The following is an 18548-nucleotide window of genomic DNA, read 5'->3' on the forward strand; positions in this document are numbered from 1 at the left end:
CTTCATGAAATGGATTCAGGTTCCATTATAGGAAATTTCAGGAAATTTTCCTACCCCTCGGGTCATGAACGGAGGAAAAGAGACAGTGAACGGTCAGTCAGAAAGGAGAAGAGCCATGTTCGGGCATCCCTATGGCAGTGTTTCCGGTGGAAACCGGTGGAACAATCCTCTGGAAGGAGGAAGAGAGGATACGGCATCGCCGGCTGTCCGTCTGGCCCGGCAGGTGCTGGAAAAGGCCCTGGAACGGGGAGCCAGCGACATCCATCTGGAACCGGAAAAAGACCGGATGACGATCCGCTGCCGGGTGGACGGAGTGCTCCAGCCCCTTTGCCAGGTGGAACGGAACCTCCAGGATCCGCTGCTTTCCCGGTTCAAAATCCTGTCCGGGCTGGACATTGGAGAAAAACGGCTGCCCCAGGACGGACGGTTCCAGATCCGGTGGCGGGACCGGCCGGTGGACGTGCGGGTGTCCTCCCTGCCCACCCTGTTCGGAGAAAACCTGGTGCTTCGGCTGCTGGACCAGGAGGCTCTGCCCCTGGATCTGTCCCGGCTGGGGTTCAGTGATGCCAACCGGCAGCGGCTGTCCCAGTGTCTCCGGCAGCCCCACGGACTGTTCCTGGTCACCGGGCCCACAGGCAGCGGCAAATCCACCACCCTGTATGGGGCTCTGGCGGCCCTGGACCGGGAGCACCAGAACATCATCACCGTGGAGGACCCGGTGGAGTATCAGCTTCCGGGGATCCGGCAGGTGGCAGTGCGGCCTAAAATCGGGCTGACTTTTGCCCGGTGCCTCCGGAGCATCCTACGCCAGGACCCGGACTGCATCCTGATCGGGGAGATCCGGGACGGAGAAACGGCGGCCATGGCCATCCAGGCAGCTCTTACCGGACACCGGGTACTGAGTACCCTACACACCAACCGGGCGGCAGGGGCGGTGAACCGGATCCTGGACATGGGAGTGGAGCCCTATCTGGCGGCTTCTGCTCTCCAGGGCGTAGCCGGACAGCTGCTGGTCCGGAGACTGTGCAGGGAGTGCAAAAAGGCGTATACTGTAACGGAAAGGGACTGGGAATGGAAGTATCTGGGGCTGGAAGAGCCACGGACCCTGTACCGGGCCCAGGGATGCCCCCACTGCCGTCATACGGGCTATGCCGGCCGGCTGCCTCTCCAGGAGGTGCTGGTGATGGACGGCGGGCTGCGCCGGGGGATCCTGGAAGGATGGAGTGAAGAACGGCTGGAACAGGAGGCCCGGAAAGGGGGCTTCCGTTCCCTCCGGGAAGACGGCCGGGACAAGGTACTGGCTGGAGAGACCAGCGGAGAAGAACTGCTGAGAGTGTTGGGATAAAGGGAGGATGTATGCTGCAGCTGTGGAATCTGTTTGAAATCGCCGGGACTGTTTCTTTTGCGGCTTCCGGTGCCATTGTGGGCATGGTGAAGAACATGGATGTGTTCGGAATCACGGTGCTGGCGGTGCTTACCGCCGTGGGAGGCGGGATGATCCGGGATGTGCTGGCAGGCTATACCCCTCCCATGGCTCTGGAGAACCCGGGAAACCTGCTGCTGGCGGTGCTTACGGCTCTGGCCATGTCCTGGCTCTTTGCCTCCTACCGGATCGCGGGACGGAAACGGCAGATCGTGACTTTTTTCTATATTGCGGCGGATACGGTGGGACTGGCTTCCTTTACGGTGACCGGGACCCTCACCGGCCTGTCCCAGGGCAAGCCCCACACCTTTGTGTATCCCATTATGCTGGGGCTCCTGACAGCGGTGGGAGGCGGGGTGCTCCGGGATCTGATGGCCCAGCGGGTGCCCAGTGTGCTGAACACCGATGTGTACGCCACCGCCTCCCTGGCCGGCAGCCTGGTCATGTGCCTGTGCTGGCATTACGAAAGCCAGGACCTGGCCCCCTGGCTGGGCGCCTTCATGGTGATTGCCCTCCGGTTCTTCGCTGTCCGCTTCCGCTGGCAGCTGATCCATCCCATGGAGAGGAGGAAGAGGGGGAAGGAATAAAAAAGGTGCTGTTGCATGCGCAACAGCACCTTAGTCGGAAGTCGGGAGTCTGGAGTCGGAAGCCTCAGGACAGGATCCGCCTGGCTGGGCGGATCCTTTTGATTCTGTAAAACCAGAATCGAAATCAACCTGATAGGGCATTTCGTCCAAAGGTTTTACACATTCAAAAAAATTTGCTTGCAAATTTAACATTGGGCTCCAGACTTCAGACTCCAGACTTGAGCCGCTATGCGGCTCTACAGCTAAGGGGGTGTTGCACGGAACGTGCAACATCCCCTTTTCTTATCTCATATTGATAAACTGCATATCGATTCCGAAATCCTGTCCTTTGACCAGCTGGATCACGGCCTGGAGGTCGTCTTTTTTCGGGCCGGACACCCGGATCTGATCGTCCTGCTGCTGGGTGGTCACCTTGATCTTGGCGGCTTTGATGGCAGCGATGACCTTTTTGGCGGTTTCCTTGTCGATGCCCTGTTTCAGCTTTACGGTCTGCCGGACGGTGCCTTTGGCGGCAGGTTCCACTTTGCCCGGGTCCAGGCTGCGGAGAGACAGGCCCCGTTTGGCCATCCGCTGACGCAGGATGTCCAGGATGGCACCCAGTTTGTATTCGTCTTCCGCTGCCAGTTTCAGGTCTCCGTCAGAGAGCTCGATGGTGGCGTTGGAGCCCCGGAAGTCATACCGCTGTTCGATTTCTTTCCGGGTCTGGTTCAAAGCGTTGTCCAGTTCCTGCATGTCAATCTGGGAAACAATGTCGAAAGAGCTGTTCTTGGCCATAAATAAATCCTCCTGTAAATACATAGTTAAAATTTGTTCAAAGCCGGCGGCAAGCCGGCTTCCAGTGGCTAGAGACTAGAGACTGGAGACTAGTGACCAGCCAGGCTGCAGCCTGGCCTCACTTCACTCTCACATCCACCTCGAACATCCGGTTCCAGGGGAATTCCACCGTATAATGGGTGCCCTTCAGGGTGGGTTCGTCTTCCACGTACTGGCGGAACAGCCGGTTGGTACCGCTGAGGATCCGGTTGTAGTATTTCCCCAGATCGTACTTCAGCTTGAAATCGTGCTGGTCGATGCCCAGGCTGATCCGGTACCGGACATTGGCCTGGTAGATCCAGTCGTCCAGGAGCCGGGTCTTCAGCAGCCGTTCCCGTTCCGCCGGTTTGATCCGTTTGCCCAGGATCCCCTGGCTCAGAGCATAGCCGATGCTGTTGTCCGCAGTGTTCCAGCCGGAATAGGCGGTGAGCCCCAGCAGGGCTTTGGCATCGGTCATGGCCAGCATGAACCCGTTGTCCGCCCCGTTGGCATAGGAAATATCCGCCAGAGCCACGGGCTTCTGGGTCTCCAGGTCCGCCAGTTCTGCAGCGAAGGCCCGGTTGGCCCGGCTGGCGTAGGGGGCGTTGTCATTGGCGGTGGAATCCAGGCAGACCCCGTCTTCCGGAGTGTTCACTGCCAGCACCAGATCCGCCTTCTTCAGGTGGCTGGTTTCCACTGCCCCGCTGGCCAGGATCTGGTTCCGGACAGAATCTTCCGCCCGTTCATCGGAATACAGGGGCACGGTATCGCCGCCGGCTCCGGGTGCAAACAGGGGATAGACCCTGGGCTTTTCCCCCCGGATCTCATTGATGGCCCGGGTCACCAGCAAAAGCCCCACCTGGTCCACCCCGGGCAGGATCTGGAACCGGTTTTCCGTAACCCCGTCGCCCACAAATTTCAGGTGCCGGGCTTCCATATGGGTCTGGGACAGGGGCGCATCGTCATCCTTGCCCAGGGCAAAATAATGGAAGGTGCCGTTCTGGCACAGCCGGATCAGCCGTTTGTTGGTCTGGAAATTCATCAGCCGCCGGGTCCGCCAGTCCTTCATGACGGAATCGGGAATCTGGGCCAGCAGGGTCTGCCGTTCCTGGATTTCCGGATAGCTCAGGGATCCGTCCCGGTCCTCCTTGTCCTGGAGCTGGGAATAACGAAAGATCTTGGGGCCGTATTCCTGGTAGTACCCAGGTTCCACTTTCCCGATGCTCTGCTGGGGCGTCCGCATAATGGTGCTGAAGGCATAGATCTTCAGCCCCGGGTTGTCCTTTTTCAGCTTTTCCAGACGATGGACCTTTTCCTTCAGGTATTTTTCCAGATGGTGGTGTTTCCGGGAAGCCACCAGGCCCCCGTAGTTCAAGCTGTCCGTAGCCAGCACCGCTGCCTCTGCATGAGGGGCTTCCTTTTCCAGCCAGTTCCACAGGGCTTCATTGTCCCCGGAACCCCGATGGTCGGACAGGTCCTTTTCCGGAGGGGTGGTCAGGGGATAGCCGGCCGCCTTGGCGGTGTCCACGGTATATTCCAGACACACAGGCCGGTTGTCCAGGGGAACGTACAGAATCTTTGGTGAGGCTTCTGCGCCCGGTGCCAGGGAAAACATCAGCAGGGCGCCAGCCAGTACCGATTTGAACGATAAATGCATGGTTTCCTCCTTCTTACAGAATCATTTTATTATACACTATCTGTATGGCTAAAAGAAAGACTTTAGACTCACCAGTCAGTACTTTTTCCGTATGATATAATGATAGAGATACTGAAAGAACAAGGAGAAACCATTATGCCATTTGAAATCCATGCTCCTTTTGCTCCGGCAGGAGACCAGCCGGAAGCCATAGAGGCCCTGGCCAGAGGGGTGGAGGACGGGCTCCATACCCAGGTGCTGCTGGGGGCCACCGGCACCGGGAAAACCTACACCATTGCCCAGGTGATCCAGAAGGTCCAGAAACCCACCCTGGTGATCGCCCACAACAAGACCCTGGCGGCCCAGCTGTGCAGCGAATTCAAGGAATTCTTCCCCAACAATGCGGTGGAATACTTTGTGTCCTATTACGATTACTACCAGCCGGAAGCCTATATCCCGGCCACGGATACCTATATTGAAAAAGATTCTTCCATGAACGATGAAATCGACAAGCTGCGGCACTCGGCCACTTCCGCCCTGATGGAACGGCGGGACGTGATCGTAGTGGCGTCGGTGTCCTGCATCTATGGCCTGGGCGGCCCCAAAGACTACTACGACAGTGTCCTGTCTCTGCGGGTGGGCCAGACGGTGGAACGGGATGCCATCCTGGAGAAACTGGTGAAGATCCGCTATGAACGGAATGACCTGTCCCTGGAGCGGGGCAAGTTCCGGGTCCGGGGAGATGTGATCGAAGTGGTCCCGGCCAGTTACGGAGAAAAGGCCATCCGCATCGAACTGTTCGGGGACGAAGTGAACAGCCTGGAGGAAATCGACGTGCTCACCGGCCAGGTGGTGGACAAACGGACCCATGTGGCCATCTTCCCGGCCAGCCATTATGTAACCAGCGATGAAAACCTGGAACGGGCCCGGAAAGACATCCGCCGGGAACTGAATGAACGGCTGAAGGTGCTGAAGGGGGAAAACAAGCTCCTGGAAGCCCAGCGGCTGGAACAGCGGACCAATTACGACCTGGAGATGATGCAGGAGCTGGGGTACTGCAGCGGCATCGAAAACTATTCCCGGCACCTTACGGGACGGAAGCCTGGAGAGCCGCCTTTTACCCTGGTGAACTACTTCCCCAAGGATTTCCTTACGGTAATCGACGAAAGCCATGTGACCCTGCCCCAGCTCCGGGCCATGTACGCCGGGGACCGGGCACGGAAGGAACAGCTGGTAAAGTACGGGTTCCGGCTGCCTTCCGCCATTGACAACCGGCCGCTCACCTTTGACGAATTCCAGGCCCAGCGGGGGCAGATCATCTATGTATCTGCCACTCCCGGGCCTTACGAAATGGAAACCACCGACCAGGTGGTGGAACAGATCATCCGGCCCACCGGGCTTTTGGACCCCCAGATCGAAGTGCGGCCCATCAAGGGACAGATCGACGACCTGCTGGGGGAAATCCACAAGGTCACCGGCCAGAAGGAACGGGTGCTGGTAACCACCCTGACCAAAAAAATGGCGGAAGACCTGACGGAATATCTTACCACCGCCGGGGTCCGGGTCCGGTACCTCCATTCGGACATTGCCACCATCGAACGGGCGGAAATCATCCATGACCTGCGGGCCGGGAAGTTCGACGTGCTGGTGGGCATCAACCTGCTCCGGGAAGGGCTGGACATGCCGGAAGTGAGCCTGGTGGCCATCCTGGATGCGGACAAGGAAGGATTCCTCCGCAGCGACACCGCCATGATCCAGACCATCGGCCGGGCAGCCCGGAATGCCCACGGCCGGGTGATCATGTACGCGGACACCATTACCGGATCCATGGAGCGGGCCATCAGCGAAACCGCCCGGCGACGGGAAAAACAGGAGGCCTTCAACAAGGCCCACGGGATTGTACCCAAGACCATCCAGAAAAAAGTGGTGGAACTGATCAAACTCACCAAGGTGGAAGAGGACGATACCGCCGCCAAGGGATATACGGCCAAAACCGTGAAGAAACTGAAGCCCCGGGAACTGGACAAACAGATCCGGGCCATGGAAAAGAAAATGAAGGAAGCGGCCAAACAGCTGGACTTTGAACTGGCTGCGGAATACCGGGACCAGCTGATCCTGCTGAAAGGAGAGCAAAGAAAAGCTCATGAATGAAGACGCCATTGTGATCCAGGGTGCGCGGCAGCACAACCTGAAAAATATCTCCCTGAAGATCCCCCGAAACAAGCTGGTGGTGATCACCGGACTGTCCGGAAGCGGAAAATCCTCCCTGGCCTTTGACACCATCTATGCGGAAGGCCAGCGCCGGTATGTGGAAAGCCTGTCCGCCTACGCCCGGCAGTTCCTGGGACAGATGGACAAACCGGATGTGGACTATATCGGAGGGCTGTCCCCGGCCATTTCCATCGACCAGAAGACCACCAGCCGGAACCCCCGGTCCACCGTGGGGACGGTGACGGAGATCTACGACTATCTCCGGCTGCTGTTTGCCCGGATCGGGATCCCCCACTGTCCCAAATGCGGGAAGGTGATCGAACGGCAGTCCCCCCAGCAGATCGCCGACAAGGTGCTGGAACTGCCGGAAGGGACCAAGTTCATGATCCTGGCCCCGGTGGTGTGGGGACGGAAAGGGGAACACAAAAACATCCTGGAAACCGTCCGCCGGGCCGGCTATGTGCGGGTGAAGGTGGATGACCACATTTATACCCTGGATGAGGAGATCCAGCTGGACAAAAAGAAAAAGCATTATATTTCCGTAGTGGTGGACCGGCTGATGGCCCGTCCCAGCCTGGGGAGCCGGCTCACCGATTCCCTGGAGACAGCCCTGAAGCTGGGGGAAGGCACCGTGGCCATCGAAGAAATCGGGGGAGAGACCCATGTGTACAGCGAAAAGTTCGCCTGTGCGGAATGCGGCATCAGCCTGCCGGAAATCGAACCCCGGCTGTTTTCCTTCAATGCCCCCTACGGGGCCTGCCCGGATTGTATGGGCCTGGGCCAGCACATGGAATTCGACCCGGATCTGATCATCCCGGACAAGACGAAGCCTTTTGACCAGGGGGCCATTGCGGCAGTAAGCTCCAATGTGAAGTCCTATTTCCTGTGTCAATTGGCAGCCGTATTGAAAAGCCGGGGCTTCTCCCTCCAGAACTGCTGGAAGGATCTGCCGAAAAAATTCCAGCAGCAGCTGTTGGAAGGGATCCCGGACGAAATCTTCACCTTCTCCTATCAGAATCTCATGGGGGAAATCAACGAACACAATACCCCTTTTGAAGGGATCATTCCGGTGCTGAAACGGCGGCTGAAGGACGCCATGAGCGAAAGCCAGCGGCTGGATTACGAATCCTTCATGACCGCCATCGAATGTTCCACCTGCCACGGGGCCCGGCTCCGTCCGGAAGTCCTGGGGATCACTGTGGATGGGAAGAATATCCAGCAGGTGTGCCAGCTGCCGGTACGGGAATGTCTGGATTTCTTCAACCATCTCCAGCTTTCGGACCGGGATGCCTTTATCGCCAAACAGATCCTGAAGGAAATCCGGGCCCGGCTCAGCTTCCTGAACAATGTGGGGCTGGATTACCTGACCTTGGACCGGGCGGCGGCTACTCTGTCCGGGGGAGAAGCCCAGCGGATCCGTCTGGCCACCCAGATCGGCTCCGGACTGGTGGGGGTGCTGTACATCCTGGATGAACCCAGCATCGGCCTCCACCAGCGGGACAATGACAAACTGCTGGAAACCCTGAAGAACCTCCGGGACATGGGGAACACCCTGATTGTGGTGGAACATGACGAAGACACCATGCGGGCGGCAGACCAGATCATCGATATCGGGCCCGGGGCCGGGGAAAACGGAGGCTATGTGGTGGCCCAGGGCACGGCAGAAGAAATCAGCCAGGTGCCGGAATCGGTCACCGGCCAGTACCTCAGCGGCCGGAAGAAAATCCCTGTGCCGGCCCAGCGCCGGAAGGGCAGCGGGAAGACGCTGACCATCAAGGGAGCCCGGGCCAACAACCTGAAGAACATCGATGTGTCCATTCCCCTGGGAACGCTGACAGTGGTTACCGGGGTCAGCGGCAGCGGCAAAAGTACCCTGATCAACGATATCCTGTACAAGGCCCTGGCCAAGAAGCTGATGGGGGCCCGGGAACGGCCTCTGGCCCACGACCGGATCACCGGGATCCAGCATATCGACAAGGTGATCAACATCGACCAGAGCCCCATTGGCCGGACTCCCCGGTCCAACCCGGCCACCTACACCGGCACCTTCGACCTGATCCGGACCCTGTTCAGCACCACCAACGACGCCAAGCTCCGGGGCTACAAGCCCGGCCGGTTCAGCTTCAACGTGAAGGGCGGCCGGTGCGAAGCCTGCCACGGGGACGGGATGCTGAAAATCGAGATGAACTTCCTGCCCGATGTGTACGTGCCCTGCGAAGTGTGCAAAGGCACCCGGTACAACCGGGATACTCTGGAAGTCCGGTACAAGGGAAAGAACATTGCGGAAGTCCTGGACATGACCGTCAGCGAGGCCTGCCAGTACTTCAGCAACCAGCAGCGGATCCTCCGGAAGCTCCAGGTGCTGGAAGACGTGGGCCTGGGCTACATCCGGCTGGGCCAGGCGGCCACCACTCTCTCCGGCGGGGAAGCCCAGCGGGTGAAACTGGCCACGGAACTGGCCAAGGTGAACACCGGCCGGACCCTGTATATTTTGGATGAACCCACCACCGGGCTCCACATGGCGGATGTGCACAAGCTGCTGGAAGTGCTCCAGCGGCTGGTGGATGCCGGGAGCACCGTAGTGGTCATCGAACACAACCTGGATGTGATCAAAAGTGCTGACTGGCTTATCGACCTGGGGCCGGAAGGGGGCGACCGGGGCGGTACGGTAATTGCCACCGGGACTCCGGAACAGGTGGCGGAAGTGCCGGAATCCTACACCGGCCAGTATGTAAAGAAGGTCCTGGAATGAACGATGCCATCAAAGAGACCCTGGCGGTGCTCCCCAACGCCCCGGGAGTCTACATCATGCACGACGCCTCCGGAAAGGTGATCTATGTGGGTAAGGCGGTGATCCTGAAAAACCGGGTGCGCAGCTACTTCCGCCCGGCCAGCCAGGTGTCCCCCAAGGTCCGGGCCATCAACGCCCATGTGGCCTCCATCGAGACCATTGTCACCGCCAGCGAGATGGAAGCCCTGATCCTGGAATGCAACCTGATCAAAAAGTACCGGCCCCGGTACAACATCGACCTGAAGGATGACAAGACCTATCCCTATCTGAAGATCACCGTAGGGGAGGCCTATCCCCGTATGGTGCTCACCCGCTGGGTGCAGAAGGACGGGGCCCGGTACTATGGTCCCTTTGCAGATGCGGGAGCCCTCCGGGACACCATGAAGCTGATCCGGACCATGTTTCCCCTCCGGCACTGCCGAAACCTGAATGCCAAACGGCCCTGCCTCCAGTACCATCTCCACCGGTGCCTGGCTCCCTGTACCGGGAAGGTGCCTGTCAGCGAATACAAGCAGATGGTGGATGCAGTGCTGCTGCTGCTGGACGGGAAGGTGTCCCAGCTGGAAAAGGATCTGACCGCAAAAATGCAGCAGGCTTCGGACAATCTGGAATTTGAGGCGGCGGCCCGGTACCGGGATTCCCTGCTGAGCCTCCGGAAGCTGGCGGAAAAACAGAAAGCCACCACGGAAAGCGGGGACCGGGATGTGGTGGGGCTGGCCATGGATGACAGCGGGGTCTGTGTCCAGGTGTTCTTTATCCGCAGCGGCAAGATCCTGGGCCGTGACAGCTTCTTCCTGGACCAGGAAATCGGGGAACCGGGAGGAGAAGTGCTGGCAGATTTCCTGAAGCAGTACTACCATGAAAACCACCGGCCGCCCCGGGAGATCCTGGTGAGCGAAGATCTGGCAGACAGCGACCGGACCCTGCTGTCCCAGTGGCTCAGTGGTCTGTGCGAAAAGCCGGTGAACCTGCTGGTGCCCCAGCGGGGCCTGAAGCACGACCTGGTGCTCATGGCGGTGAACAATGCCCGGAAGAATCTGGAAGAGCGGCTCCGCCGGGGCCATGCCTTTGGAGGGACGGACCTGGATGCGGCGGAACAGCTCCAGAAGGCCCTGGGACTGGAGAAGCCCCTGGAACGGATGGACTGTTTCGATATTTCCCACAACCAGGGCCGGGAGACGGTAGCTTCCATGGTGGTGTTCCGGAACGGTGCCCCCAGCAAGAAGGATTACCGGAGGTACAAGCTCCGGTCCACAGAAGGGAAGCCGGACGACTTCAAATCCATGGAAGAAGTGGTGTATCGGCGGTACAGGGACCTGGAAGATCTGCCCAGCCTGATTATCATCGATGGGGGCAAGGGACAGCTGAGTTCCGCCTGTGCCGTGATCCGGGGCCTGGGAATCACCCCGGAGGAGGTGCCCGTCATCGGTTTGGCCAAGCGGGAAGAAGAAATCTTCAAAGAGGGGGTCCACACCAGTATCCTGCTGGACAAAATGTCTCCGGCCCTCCACCTGATCCAGCACATCCGGGATGAGGCCCACCGGTTCGCCATCACCTACCACCGGAAACGGCTGGGGAAACGGAACCTGGTGTCCGTCCTGGACCATCTGGAAGGGCTGGGGCCCAAACGACGGTCCGCTCTGTGGAAACGGTTCGGTTCCCTGGATGCTATGCGCCAGGCTTCTGTGGAAGATCTGGCGGCAGTGGATTCCATGACCCGGCCGGTGGCGGAACGGGTCCATGCTTTTCTCCAGGGCAGCCTGCTGGAAAAAACGGCCCTGCTGGAACAGGGGCAGGAGAGCCTGAAAAAGGGAAAATAAAAATAAGTTATTAGCCAATAATTTTTCTTAAAAATTTCTTTAAAACCTATTGCCACAGGAAAGAACCTTTGGTATAATCGAGGGCGAAGAAAACAAATAATCCTGAGGGGGATACGAACAATGAAAAAATACGTTTGTGACGTTTGCGGTTATGTATATGATGAAGCTGCCGGTGATCCGGAACACAACATTGCTCCCGGCACCAAATTCGAAGACCTGCCGGAAGATTGGGTCTGCCCCATCTGCGGCGTAGGCAAAGACCAGTTCTCCGAAGAAGCCTAAAAAGCCAGAAAGGCTGTCGCATTCCAGCGGCAGCCTTTTTTTGTTGGGAAAACGAGAAGGAGGAAACCCATGTCCCTGAAAATGATTGCCATGGATCTGGATGGCACTCTGCTGGATGAAGAAAAGAACATTGCCCCGGAAGATGCGGCGGCGGTAAAAGACGCGGTAGCTGCCGGCTATTTCGTGACCCTGGCCACGGGACGGATGTACCGGTCGGCCCTGCCCTATGCCCGGGAACTGGGCATTACCCGTCCTCTGGTGGTCTACAACGGGGCTCTGATCCGGGATCCCCGGACCGGAGAGACCCTGGGAGCCTGGCCCCTGCCTCTGGAAGTGGCCCAGCCTCTTCTGGATGACTGCCTGGGCCGGGGAATCTATATCCAGGCCTATGTGGATGACCATCTGTGGGTGCCTCGGGACTGTAAGGAAGCCCGGTTCTATTCCCATTTTTCCCGGGTGCCCTATGAAGTGAAAACGGAAGAAATCCATCACCTGTCCCAGGCTCCCCACAAACTGCTGGTGATTTCTGACCAGGTGAAGACCCTGCGGCCGGAACTGGAAGAGAAATATGCCGGGAAGATCAAAATCGTCAGCTCTTCCAAAGGATTCCTGGAAGTCACTGCTCCCGCCACCAACAAATGGCATGCCCTCCAGGCTCTGGCGGCCCGGGAAGGGATCAAAGGAGAGGAAATCCTCTGTGTGGGGGATTCGGACAATGATCTGGACATGATCACCCACGCCGGCCTGGGAGTGGCCATGGGGAACGCCAGCGATCCGGTGCGCCAGGCGGCCCGGGTGGTGACGGCTCCCAATACCCGGAACGGGGTGGCCCGGATCCTTCGGACGGTGATGACTGAACAGGTGGAGGTACCGGTATAAAGAACCGGGGAAGACTTTACACGGACTTTTTTTCCATTGTATAATAAAAACATTGAAAACTTTGCAGGGGGTGTGGATGGAAATGGCGAGAACGTTGCTGATAACCGGGATGTCCGGTGCGGGGAAGACGCAGGTAATGCGGACCCTGGAAGATCTGGGCTATTTTTGCGTGGACAATCTTCCCCCTACTTTTATTCCCAAATTCATTGAACTGTGCCTCCAGAACAAGAACGGAGGGGCCCAGCTGGCACTGGTGGTGGATATCCGGGGAGGGAAATTTTTCAAGGATCTGAACCAGGTCCTGGACCAGCTGAACCAGAGCAGCGTGCCTTATGAACTGGTCTTCCTGGATGCGGATGATGCCACCCTGATCCGGCGGTACAAGGAAACCCGCCGGCGCCATCCTCTGGCAGGGCGCAACGGACTGAGTGCTGACATTGCCCGGGAACGGGATATCCTCAGCCAGATCCGCCAGCGGGCCACCACCATCATCGATACGTCCAAGACCAGCACCAAGGAACTGCGCAGTAAAATCGTCCAGCTTTTCGGCAAGGGAGGGGAACTGCCTCCCATGAACATCGTGGTCCAGTCCTTCGGATTCAAATACGGCATTCCTCTGGACTGCGACATGGTCTTTGATGTGCGGTTCCTGCCCAATCCCTTCTATATTCCGGAGCTGAAGAATCTCTGCGGCAACGACCAGCCGGTGATGGATTACATCCAGGAAAAACCGGTGACCGGGGATTTTGAGGAGAAGCTGTTCGGGCTGATCCAGTTCCTGCTGCCCCAGTATGTCCAGGAAGGGAAGAGCCAGCTGATGATCGGCGTGGGCTGCACAGGGGGACGGCACCGGAGTGTGTTCATAGCCAACGCCCTGGGCCGGTTCATTGAAAAATGCGGCTATGGGGTGCAGGTCATCCATCGGGATTTAATAAAGAAATAGGTGAATGCGTATGAAATGGATTAAGTGGTTGTACCCGGGGCTGAACCTGAAGCGCTGGCTGTTCCTTTTTGCGCTGGGCGCGGTGCTGGCCTGTGTGGGAGTCACTTTAATCTTCAACTATCAGTTCGTGGGGCTGTTGGAAGCCTTGGTACTGAAGTTCATCAATTCTGTGGGGGGCGAATACTACCAGTCCACCATTACGGCCCTGGGGGCTTTCAATGTAGGCCTGGGCATCCTCTTTATGCTTCTGGGGGCCACCCATGTGGTGAAGACCATCATCAATGCAGTGATGCCGGGGGAAAAGGAATCCCTCCGGGAACTGATTTTTACCCAGCAGAAGCTGGACAAGGGCCCCAGCGTGGTGGTCATCGGCGGGGGCACCGGGCTGTCCGTGCTGCTCCGGGGTATCAAACTGATCACCAACAACTGTACGGCGGTAGTGACCACGGCCGACGACGGGGGATCATCCGGCCGGCTGCGGAAGGAACTGGGGATCCTGCCTCCCGGTGATATGCGGAACTGCCTGGTGGCGTTGTCTGATACGGAACCGCTGATGGAAAAAGTCATGCAGTACCGGTTCAAAAGCAGCGCCCTCAGCGGCCACAATCTGGGGAATCTGTTCATCGCCGCCATGAGCGATGTGGAAGGCGGGGACATGGAAAAAGGCATTGCCGCTACCTGTGAGATCCTGAAAGTGCGGGGCCATGTGTGGCCCAACACCACGGACAACATCCAGCTGAAGGCAAAGATGGACGACGGCAGTACCGTGGTGGGGGAAAGCTCCATTACCGCTTCTCCCCACAAAATCGTCCGGCTGATGACGGAACCGGAAAATCCCCGGGCCTCCCAACGGGCGGTGGATGCCATCATGAAGGCGGATGCCATCATCCTGGGGCCCGGCAGTCTGTACACCAGCGTCCTGGCCAGCCTTATCGTCCCCGGGATCCGGGATGCGGTGATCCGGTCCAAGGCCGTGAAAATCTACGTGTGCAATGTGATGACCCAGCCTGGGGAAACCGACGGCTACGGGGCCTATGAGCATGTCCAGGCCCTGATCCGGCACATGGGCTGCCAGTGCCTGGATTATGTTGTGGTCAACGAGCAGAAGGCCTCTCCGGAGATTTTGGCCAAGTACGAAAAAGAAGGGGCCATGCCGGTGTCTCCCGATGTGGAGAAAATCGAAAAGCTGAGCATCGACTGTGTGCCTGCCAAGCTGCTGAATGACAGCGACCTGGTCCGGCACAATCCTCTGAAGCTGGCCAAGACCATCATCGCCCTGATCTACCGGCTGAAGCTGTTCGGCAAGGGAATCCGGTTTTTCGACTACTTCTTTGCCCGGCAGACCATGCAGGAACTGCGGAAAAATGCCAAAAAGGAGAACTGACCATGTCTTTTTCCCATGATGTGAAAAACGAAATTGCACGGTCAGAAGGAGAAAACCACGACTGTGAACAGGCAGAGCTGTTCGGGCTGCTGCGGATCAGCGGGGCAGTTTCCCTCAGCGGCCGGAAGGTGGGCATCCACTTCACCACGGAAAACGCCGCCCTGGCCCGGCGGGTGCTCCGGCTGCTGAAAAACAATTTTCCGGTCCAGACGGAAGTGATCGTTACCCGGAGCCGACGGCTGAAGAAAAACAACCGGTATCAGGTCCATGTGATCCCTTCTGACGAAGCAAGGACGGCTCTCAGCCGGCTCCATCTCCTGTCCCCTCTGGAAGAGGCAGGCAGCGCCCTGCTGAAAAAGGAAGGAGAGAAGCGGGCCTTCCTCCGGGGAGTATTCCTGGCCGGGGGATCGGTGAACAAGCCCATCAGCGACTATCATCTGGAACTGATCTGTGACAGCCTGGAAATGGGCCAGTTCATCCAGAAAATCATGAAGGGCTTCAGCCTGCCTGCCCGGATCGTGGACCGGAAGAATTCCTACATCGTGTATCTGAAGGAAGGCAATGCCATTGCCGGGTTCCTGTCCCTGATCGGGGCCAGCAATTCCTACCTGGAATTTGAAAATGTCCGGGTCCTGAAGGATATGCGGAACAAGGTGAACCGGCAGGTGAACTGCGAAACTGCCAACCTGAACAAGGTGGTCCAGGCGGCGGTGCGGCAGCTGAACGCCATCCGGGTCATTGAAGAAACGGTGGGGCTGAGCACCCTGCCGGAACCTCTCCAGGAGGCGGCCCGTCTCCGGAAGGATCACCAGGATCTGTCCGTGGGGGAACTGGCGGCCCTGACGGAAGACAATGTGGGCAAATCCGGATTCAATCACCGGTTGAAGAAATTGGAACAGATTGCAGAGAAATTGAAGGATGGGGAGCAATGAAGAAACTGATCATTTTTTTGGCCATTGTAGCGGCTTTGTGCGGCCTGGGATACGGGGGATATGTTTATGTGAAGCAGGATTTTCCCCGGTTCTGTGAAGAGACCGTGCCGATTTTTGCCTACCACCGGGTGGAACCGGGCCATGACGACCCGTATACCATGCCTCCGGAACAGTTTGACGAACAGATGAAATATCTGAAGGAACAGGGCTGGAAGACCATGACCCTGGCGGAATACGTGAAGGGCCGGAAGGAAGGGCGGAAGTTCCACAAGGAATGTGTGCTGATCTTTGATGACGGGTATTTGGACAACCTGACTTACGCTGCCCCTATCCTGAAAAAATACGGCTTTGTGGGGAACATGTATATGGCCGTGAAGTATGAAGGCTGGCCCGGATATCTGGACTGGCACCAGGAACATGAACTGCTGAAGTACGGGTGGGCCCTGGGGTCCCATACCTTCAACCACAAGCCCCTCCAGTCCATGACACCGGAACAGATCGACTATGAACTGACCAGCTCCATGGAACACATGCGGGGCATCTACAATCCCCCGGAAGGACTCACCTTCTCTTATCCCAACGGGTCCGCCAGCGATGCCATTGCAGCCCAGGTGAAAAAAGCCGGGTACATTGCCGGGGTGGACGGCCGTGTGGGGGTGAATACGGACAAGACCGATCTGATGCGGCTGCACCGGGTGAACGTGTTCCAGAACAAACCGGAGAATCTGGGATGCTTCCAATATGATTTGAAACGGGCTCAGATCCAGAGCTATATTGATCAGACTGGGGTGAATACAGACTGGATCATCCACAAGTATTATGAACTGAAGGCGAAATTCCATCTGTAAGAAAGATAGAAACGGTTGAAAGACTTGCGTTCTTTCAGAAAAACAGATACAATGAAGTATAAACATGAAGATAGGGAGGAATCGATGATGGCAAAGAGAATCAAGACTGTGAATAAAGAAATGCTGAAGAAAACCCTGAGAACCGGCGGCTGCGGCGAATGCCCGGCATCCTGCCAGTCTGCCTGCAAAACTTCCTGCACGGTAGGCAACCAGGTTTGCGAAAAAGCATAATTCCATTATGCGCGGAAGCTCCCTGCATGCGCAGGGAGCTATTTTCTTGTACCAAACAAGCAATATAAGAAGGGCGGATAGAAACTTGCTGATCCATAGAATGCATCTGGACGACAATTATGTGGTCCTTGACGTGAACAGCGGCGCCGTGCATATCATCGACGCCATGATTTATGACCTGCTGGGCTTTTACGACGGCACCAATCCGGAAGAAACCAAAGCCCATTTTGCCGGCAAATACCCGGCGGAAGACGTGGCCGAAGCCCTGGAGGAACTCCAGGACCTGCAGAAGGCCGGTCTGCTGTTTTCTCCGGATTTCCCGGTGCCGGATACCTTTTCTGATGAACCGGTGCTGAAATCTCTGTGCCTCCATGTGGCCCACGACTGCAACCTGCGCTGCGGCTACTGCTTTGCAGACACCGGAGACTTTGGGGGCCACCGGGCTCTCATGAGCAAGGAAGTGGCCCGGAAGGCCATTGAATTTGCCATTGCCGGCAGCAAACAGCGGCACAACCTGGAACTGGACCTGTTCGGCGGGGAACCTCTGATGAACATGCCTGTGGTGAAATACATTGTGGACTATGTGCGCCAGCGGGAACAGGAAACCGGGAAGAACATCAAACTGACCCTGACCACCAACGGCACCCTGCTTACCGATGAGATCGTCAAGTATCTCAACGACAACCGGGTGATGCTGGTCCTGTCCCTGGACGGCAGCAAAAAGACCCATGATCACATGCGGCCTTATCCCGGCCATGTGGGGTCCTATGATGCGGCGGTGAAGGGCTTCAAAAAAGTCATCGAATCCCGCCATGGGAAGAACTACTATCTGCGGGGGACCTATACCCATTACAACACCCATTTCTGCGATGACGTGCTGGCTATGCTGGATGTGGGATCTGAGATTTCCATGGAACCGGTAGTGGGCACCACGGAACCCTGGGTGCTGACAGAAGAAGACTGGTCTACCCTGGACAAAGAATACGAAAAACTGGCCCGGGCCTATCTGGAAAAGAAGCGGGCAGGAGTGCCTTTTGACTTCTTCCATTTCAACGTGGCTCTGGACAACGGGCCCTGTGTGGCCAAACGGCTGGCAGGCTGCGGGGCCGGTCATGAATATTTTGCCATTACTCCGGAAGGGGACATTTACCCCTGCCACCAGTTCGTGGGACGGGAAAAATACAAAATGGGTACCCTGGATACAGGCATCGTGAAGAAGGATATGGTCCAGTACTTCCGTCACATGCATGTGATGAAGAAGGAAGACTGCCGGACCTGCTGGGCCCGGTTCTTCTGCAGCGGCGGCTGCCATGCCAATGCGGATCTGGTCAACGGGACCATTGAAAAGCCCTATGCTTATGGGTGCAAGATCCAGAAGAAACGGCTGGAAATGGCCATTATCGTCCAGGCTCTCCTGACGGAAGATGTGAAAGAAGGCGGTGCAGACCACCGGCCTGTAATCGACAACTTCAAATTCCAGGTGGAGAAAAAGTAACTGGATTGTCAGCGGTCAGCTGTCAATGGTCAGCGGCCGATGGAAGGGATTGGCAGAGTATATCCTGCCAATCCCTTTTCACTTTTTTTAGAAATTCTGTTGACAAAAATATAATCCCATGATATTATAATCAAGTCGCCGATGAGCGACGAGGTTGGAACCCTGAAAACTGAATATTGTTGACAGATGTGCGGGTCAAGTCACTTTTAGTGATGAGATCGAGTCACCTGGATGACAACCAGGTTAAAAAATCAAAGCTAGTTTTTCGAGAGCCATGAGGCTCTTCAAAATACC

Annotated in this window: 15 protein-coding genes; 13 read left to right on the forward strand and 2 right to left on the reverse strand. The window is 57.3% G+C overall.

Translation table 11 applies throughout. From position 1 onward, the window contains the following. Positions 1–115: 115 nt before the first annotated feature. Together FX155_RS03265 and FX155_RS03270 are read left to right on the forward strand one after the other, a co-directional pair. Positions 116–1345, forward strand: coding sequence for a GspE/PulE family protein (locus FX155_RS03265; RefSeq protein WP_154487768.1), 1230 nt, complete (start codon positions 116–118; stop codon positions 1343–1345). 11 nt (positions 1346–1356) lie between these two features. After that, positions 1357–2010, forward strand: coding sequence for a trimeric intracellular cation channel family protein (locus FX155_RS03270; protein ID WP_022488125.1), 654 nt, complete (start codon positions 1357–1359; stop codon positions 2008–2010). A gap of 282 nt (positions 2011–2292) precedes the next feature. Here FX155_RS03270 and FX155_RS03275 read toward each other — a convergent pair whose 3' ends face one another. Next, positions 2293–2784 carry a YajQ family cyclic di-GMP-binding protein gene (locus FX155_RS03275; protein WP_022488124.1) on the reverse strand — a complete coding sequence of 164 codons (492 nt, stop codon included), beginning with the start codon at positions 2782–2784 and terminating at the stop codon, positions 2293–2295. Positions 2785–2902: 118 nt separating this feature from the next. Continuing rightward, a complete protein-coding gene (locus FX155_RS03280; protein WP_154487769.1) occupies positions 2903–4459 on the reverse strand; it encodes a DUF4127 family protein in 1557 nt (518 codons plus the stop codon). Between the two features lie 135 nt (positions 4460–4594). On the opposite strand from FX155_RS03280, the gene uvrB reads away from it, so the two are divergent. From uvrB to scfB, 11 genes are all read left to right on the forward strand, one after another. After that, positions 4595–6589: an excinuclease ABC subunit UvrB gene (uvrB, locus tag FX155_RS03285; RefSeq protein ID WP_154487770.1), complete on the forward strand. Its 1995-nt coding sequence runs from the start codon at positions 4595–4597 to the stop codon at positions 6587–6589. Beyond that, a complete protein-coding gene (gene uvrA, locus FX155_RS03290; RefSeq protein ID WP_154487771.1) occupies positions 6582–9401 on the forward strand; it encodes an excinuclease ABC subunit UvrA in 2820 nt (939 codons plus the stop codon). Before uvrB ends, uvrA begins: the two co-directional genes overlap by 8 nt. After that, the gene (gene uvrC / locus FX155_RS03295; protein WP_154487772.1) at positions 9398–11260 is read left to right on the forward strand and encodes an excinuclease ABC subunit UvrC; all 1863 of its coding nucleotides are present in this window, start codon (positions 9398–9400) and stop codon (positions 11258–11260) included. Before uvrA ends, uvrC begins: the two co-directional genes overlap by 4 nt. A 120-nt stretch (positions 11261–11380) precedes the next feature. Continuing rightward, complete coding sequence (rd, locus tag FX155_RS03300) at positions 11381–11542, forward strand: rubredoxin (protein WP_012937911.1); 162 nt, start codon at positions 11381–11383, stop codon at positions 11540–11542. A 69-nt stretch (positions 11543–11611) separates the two neighbouring features. Further along, complete coding sequence (locus FX155_RS03305; RefSeq protein WP_154487773.1) at positions 11612–12421, forward strand: Cof-type HAD-IIB family hydrolase; 810 nt, start codon at positions 11612–11614, stop codon at positions 12419–12421. A gap of 76 nt (positions 12422–12497) precedes the next feature. Further along, a complete protein-coding gene (gene rapZ, locus FX155_RS03310) occupies positions 12498–13364 on the forward strand; it encodes an RNase adapter RapZ (RefSeq protein ID WP_022488118.1) in 867 nt (288 codons plus the stop codon). Positions 13365–13374: 10 nt separating this feature from the next. Further along, on the forward strand, positions 13375–14748 hold the full coding sequence (locus FX155_RS03315) for a gluconeogenesis factor YvcK family protein (protein ID WP_154487774.1): 1374 nt from the start codon (positions 13375–13377) through the stop codon (positions 14746–14748). A gap of 2 nt (positions 14749–14750) precedes the next feature. Beyond that, positions 14751–15680, forward strand: coding sequence for a DNA-binding protein WhiA (gene whiA / locus FX155_RS03320; protein WP_022488116.1), 930 nt, complete (start codon positions 14751–14753; stop codon positions 15678–15680). Beyond that, a complete protein-coding gene (locus tag FX155_RS03325; RefSeq protein WP_154487775.1) occupies positions 15677–16528 on the forward strand; it encodes a polysaccharide deacetylase family protein in 852 nt (283 codons plus the stop codon). The genes whiA and FX155_RS03325 overlap by 4 nt, the downstream gene beginning before the upstream one ends. A gap of 87 nt (positions 16529–16615) precedes the next feature. Next, complete coding sequence (gene scfA / locus FX155_RS03330) at positions 16616–16759, forward strand: six-cysteine ranthipeptide SCIFF (RefSeq protein ID WP_071142269.1); 144 nt, start codon at positions 16616–16618, stop codon at positions 16757–16759. Positions 16760–16844: 85 nt separating this feature from the next. Beyond that, positions 16845–18254 carry a thioether cross-link-forming SCIFF peptide maturase gene (scfB, locus tag FX155_RS03335; RefSeq protein ID WP_154487776.1) on the forward strand — a complete coding sequence of 470 codons (1410 nt, stop codon included), beginning with the start codon at positions 16845–16847 and terminating at the stop codon, positions 18252–18254. Positions 18255–18548 lie beyond the last annotated feature (294 nt).

The organism is Acidaminococcus fermentans (assembly GCF_009696675.1).
Taxonomy (GTDB): Bacteria; Bacillota; Negativicutes; order Acidaminococcales; family Acidaminococcaceae; genus Acidaminococcus.

Coding starts and splice junctions, on each gene's coding strand:
- scfA (WP_071142269.1), top strand. CDS start 16,616: ATGGCAAAGAGAATCAAGACTGTGAATAAAGAAATGCTGAAGAAAACC.
- FX155_RS03265 (WP_154487768.1), top strand. CDS start 116: ATGTTCGGGCATCCCTATGGCAGTGTTTCCGGTGGAAACCGGTGGAAC.
- FX155_RS03315 (WP_154487774.1), top strand. CDS start 13,375: ATGAAATGGATTAAGTGGTTGTACCCGGGGCTGAACCTGAAGCGCTGG.
- uvrC (WP_154487772.1), top strand. CDS start 9,398: ATGAACGATGCCATCAAAGAGACCCTGGCGGTGCTCCCCAACGCCCCG.
- FX155_RS03270 (WP_022488125.1), top strand. CDS start 1,357: ATGCTGCAGCTGTGGAATCTGTTTGAAATCGCCGGGACTGTTTCTTTT.
- FX155_RS03325 (WP_154487775.1), top strand. CDS start 15,677: ATGAAGAAACTGATCATTTTTTTGGCCATTGTAGCGGCTTTGTGCGGC.
- FX155_RS03305 (WP_154487773.1), top strand. CDS start 11,612: ATGTCCCTGAAAATGATTGCCATGGATCTGGATGGCACTCTGCTGGAT.
- uvrB (WP_154487770.1), top strand. CDS start 4,595: ATGCCATTTGAAATCCATGCTCCTTTTGCTCCGGCAGGAGACCAGCCG.
- rd (WP_012937911.1), top strand. CDS start 11,381: ATGAAAAAATACGTTTGTGACGTTTGCGGTTATGTATATGATGAAGCT.
- uvrA (WP_154487771.1), top strand. CDS start 6,582: ATGAATGAAGACGCCATTGTGATCCAGGGTGCGCGGCAGCACAACCTG.
- whiA (WP_022488116.1), top strand. CDS start 14,751: ATGTCTTTTTCCCATGATGTGAAAAACGAAATTGCACGGTCAGAAGGA.
- rapZ (WP_022488118.1), top strand. CDS start 12,498: ATGGAAATGGCGAGAACGTTGCTGATAACCGGGATGTCCGGTGCGGGG.
- FX155_RS03275 (WP_022488124.1), bottom strand. CDS start 2,784: ATGGCCAAGAACAGCTCTTTCGACATTGTTTCCCAGATTGACATGCAG.
- FX155_RS03280 (WP_154487769.1), bottom strand. CDS start 4,459: ATGCATTTATCGTTCAAATCGGTACTGGCTGGCGCCCTGCTGATGTTT.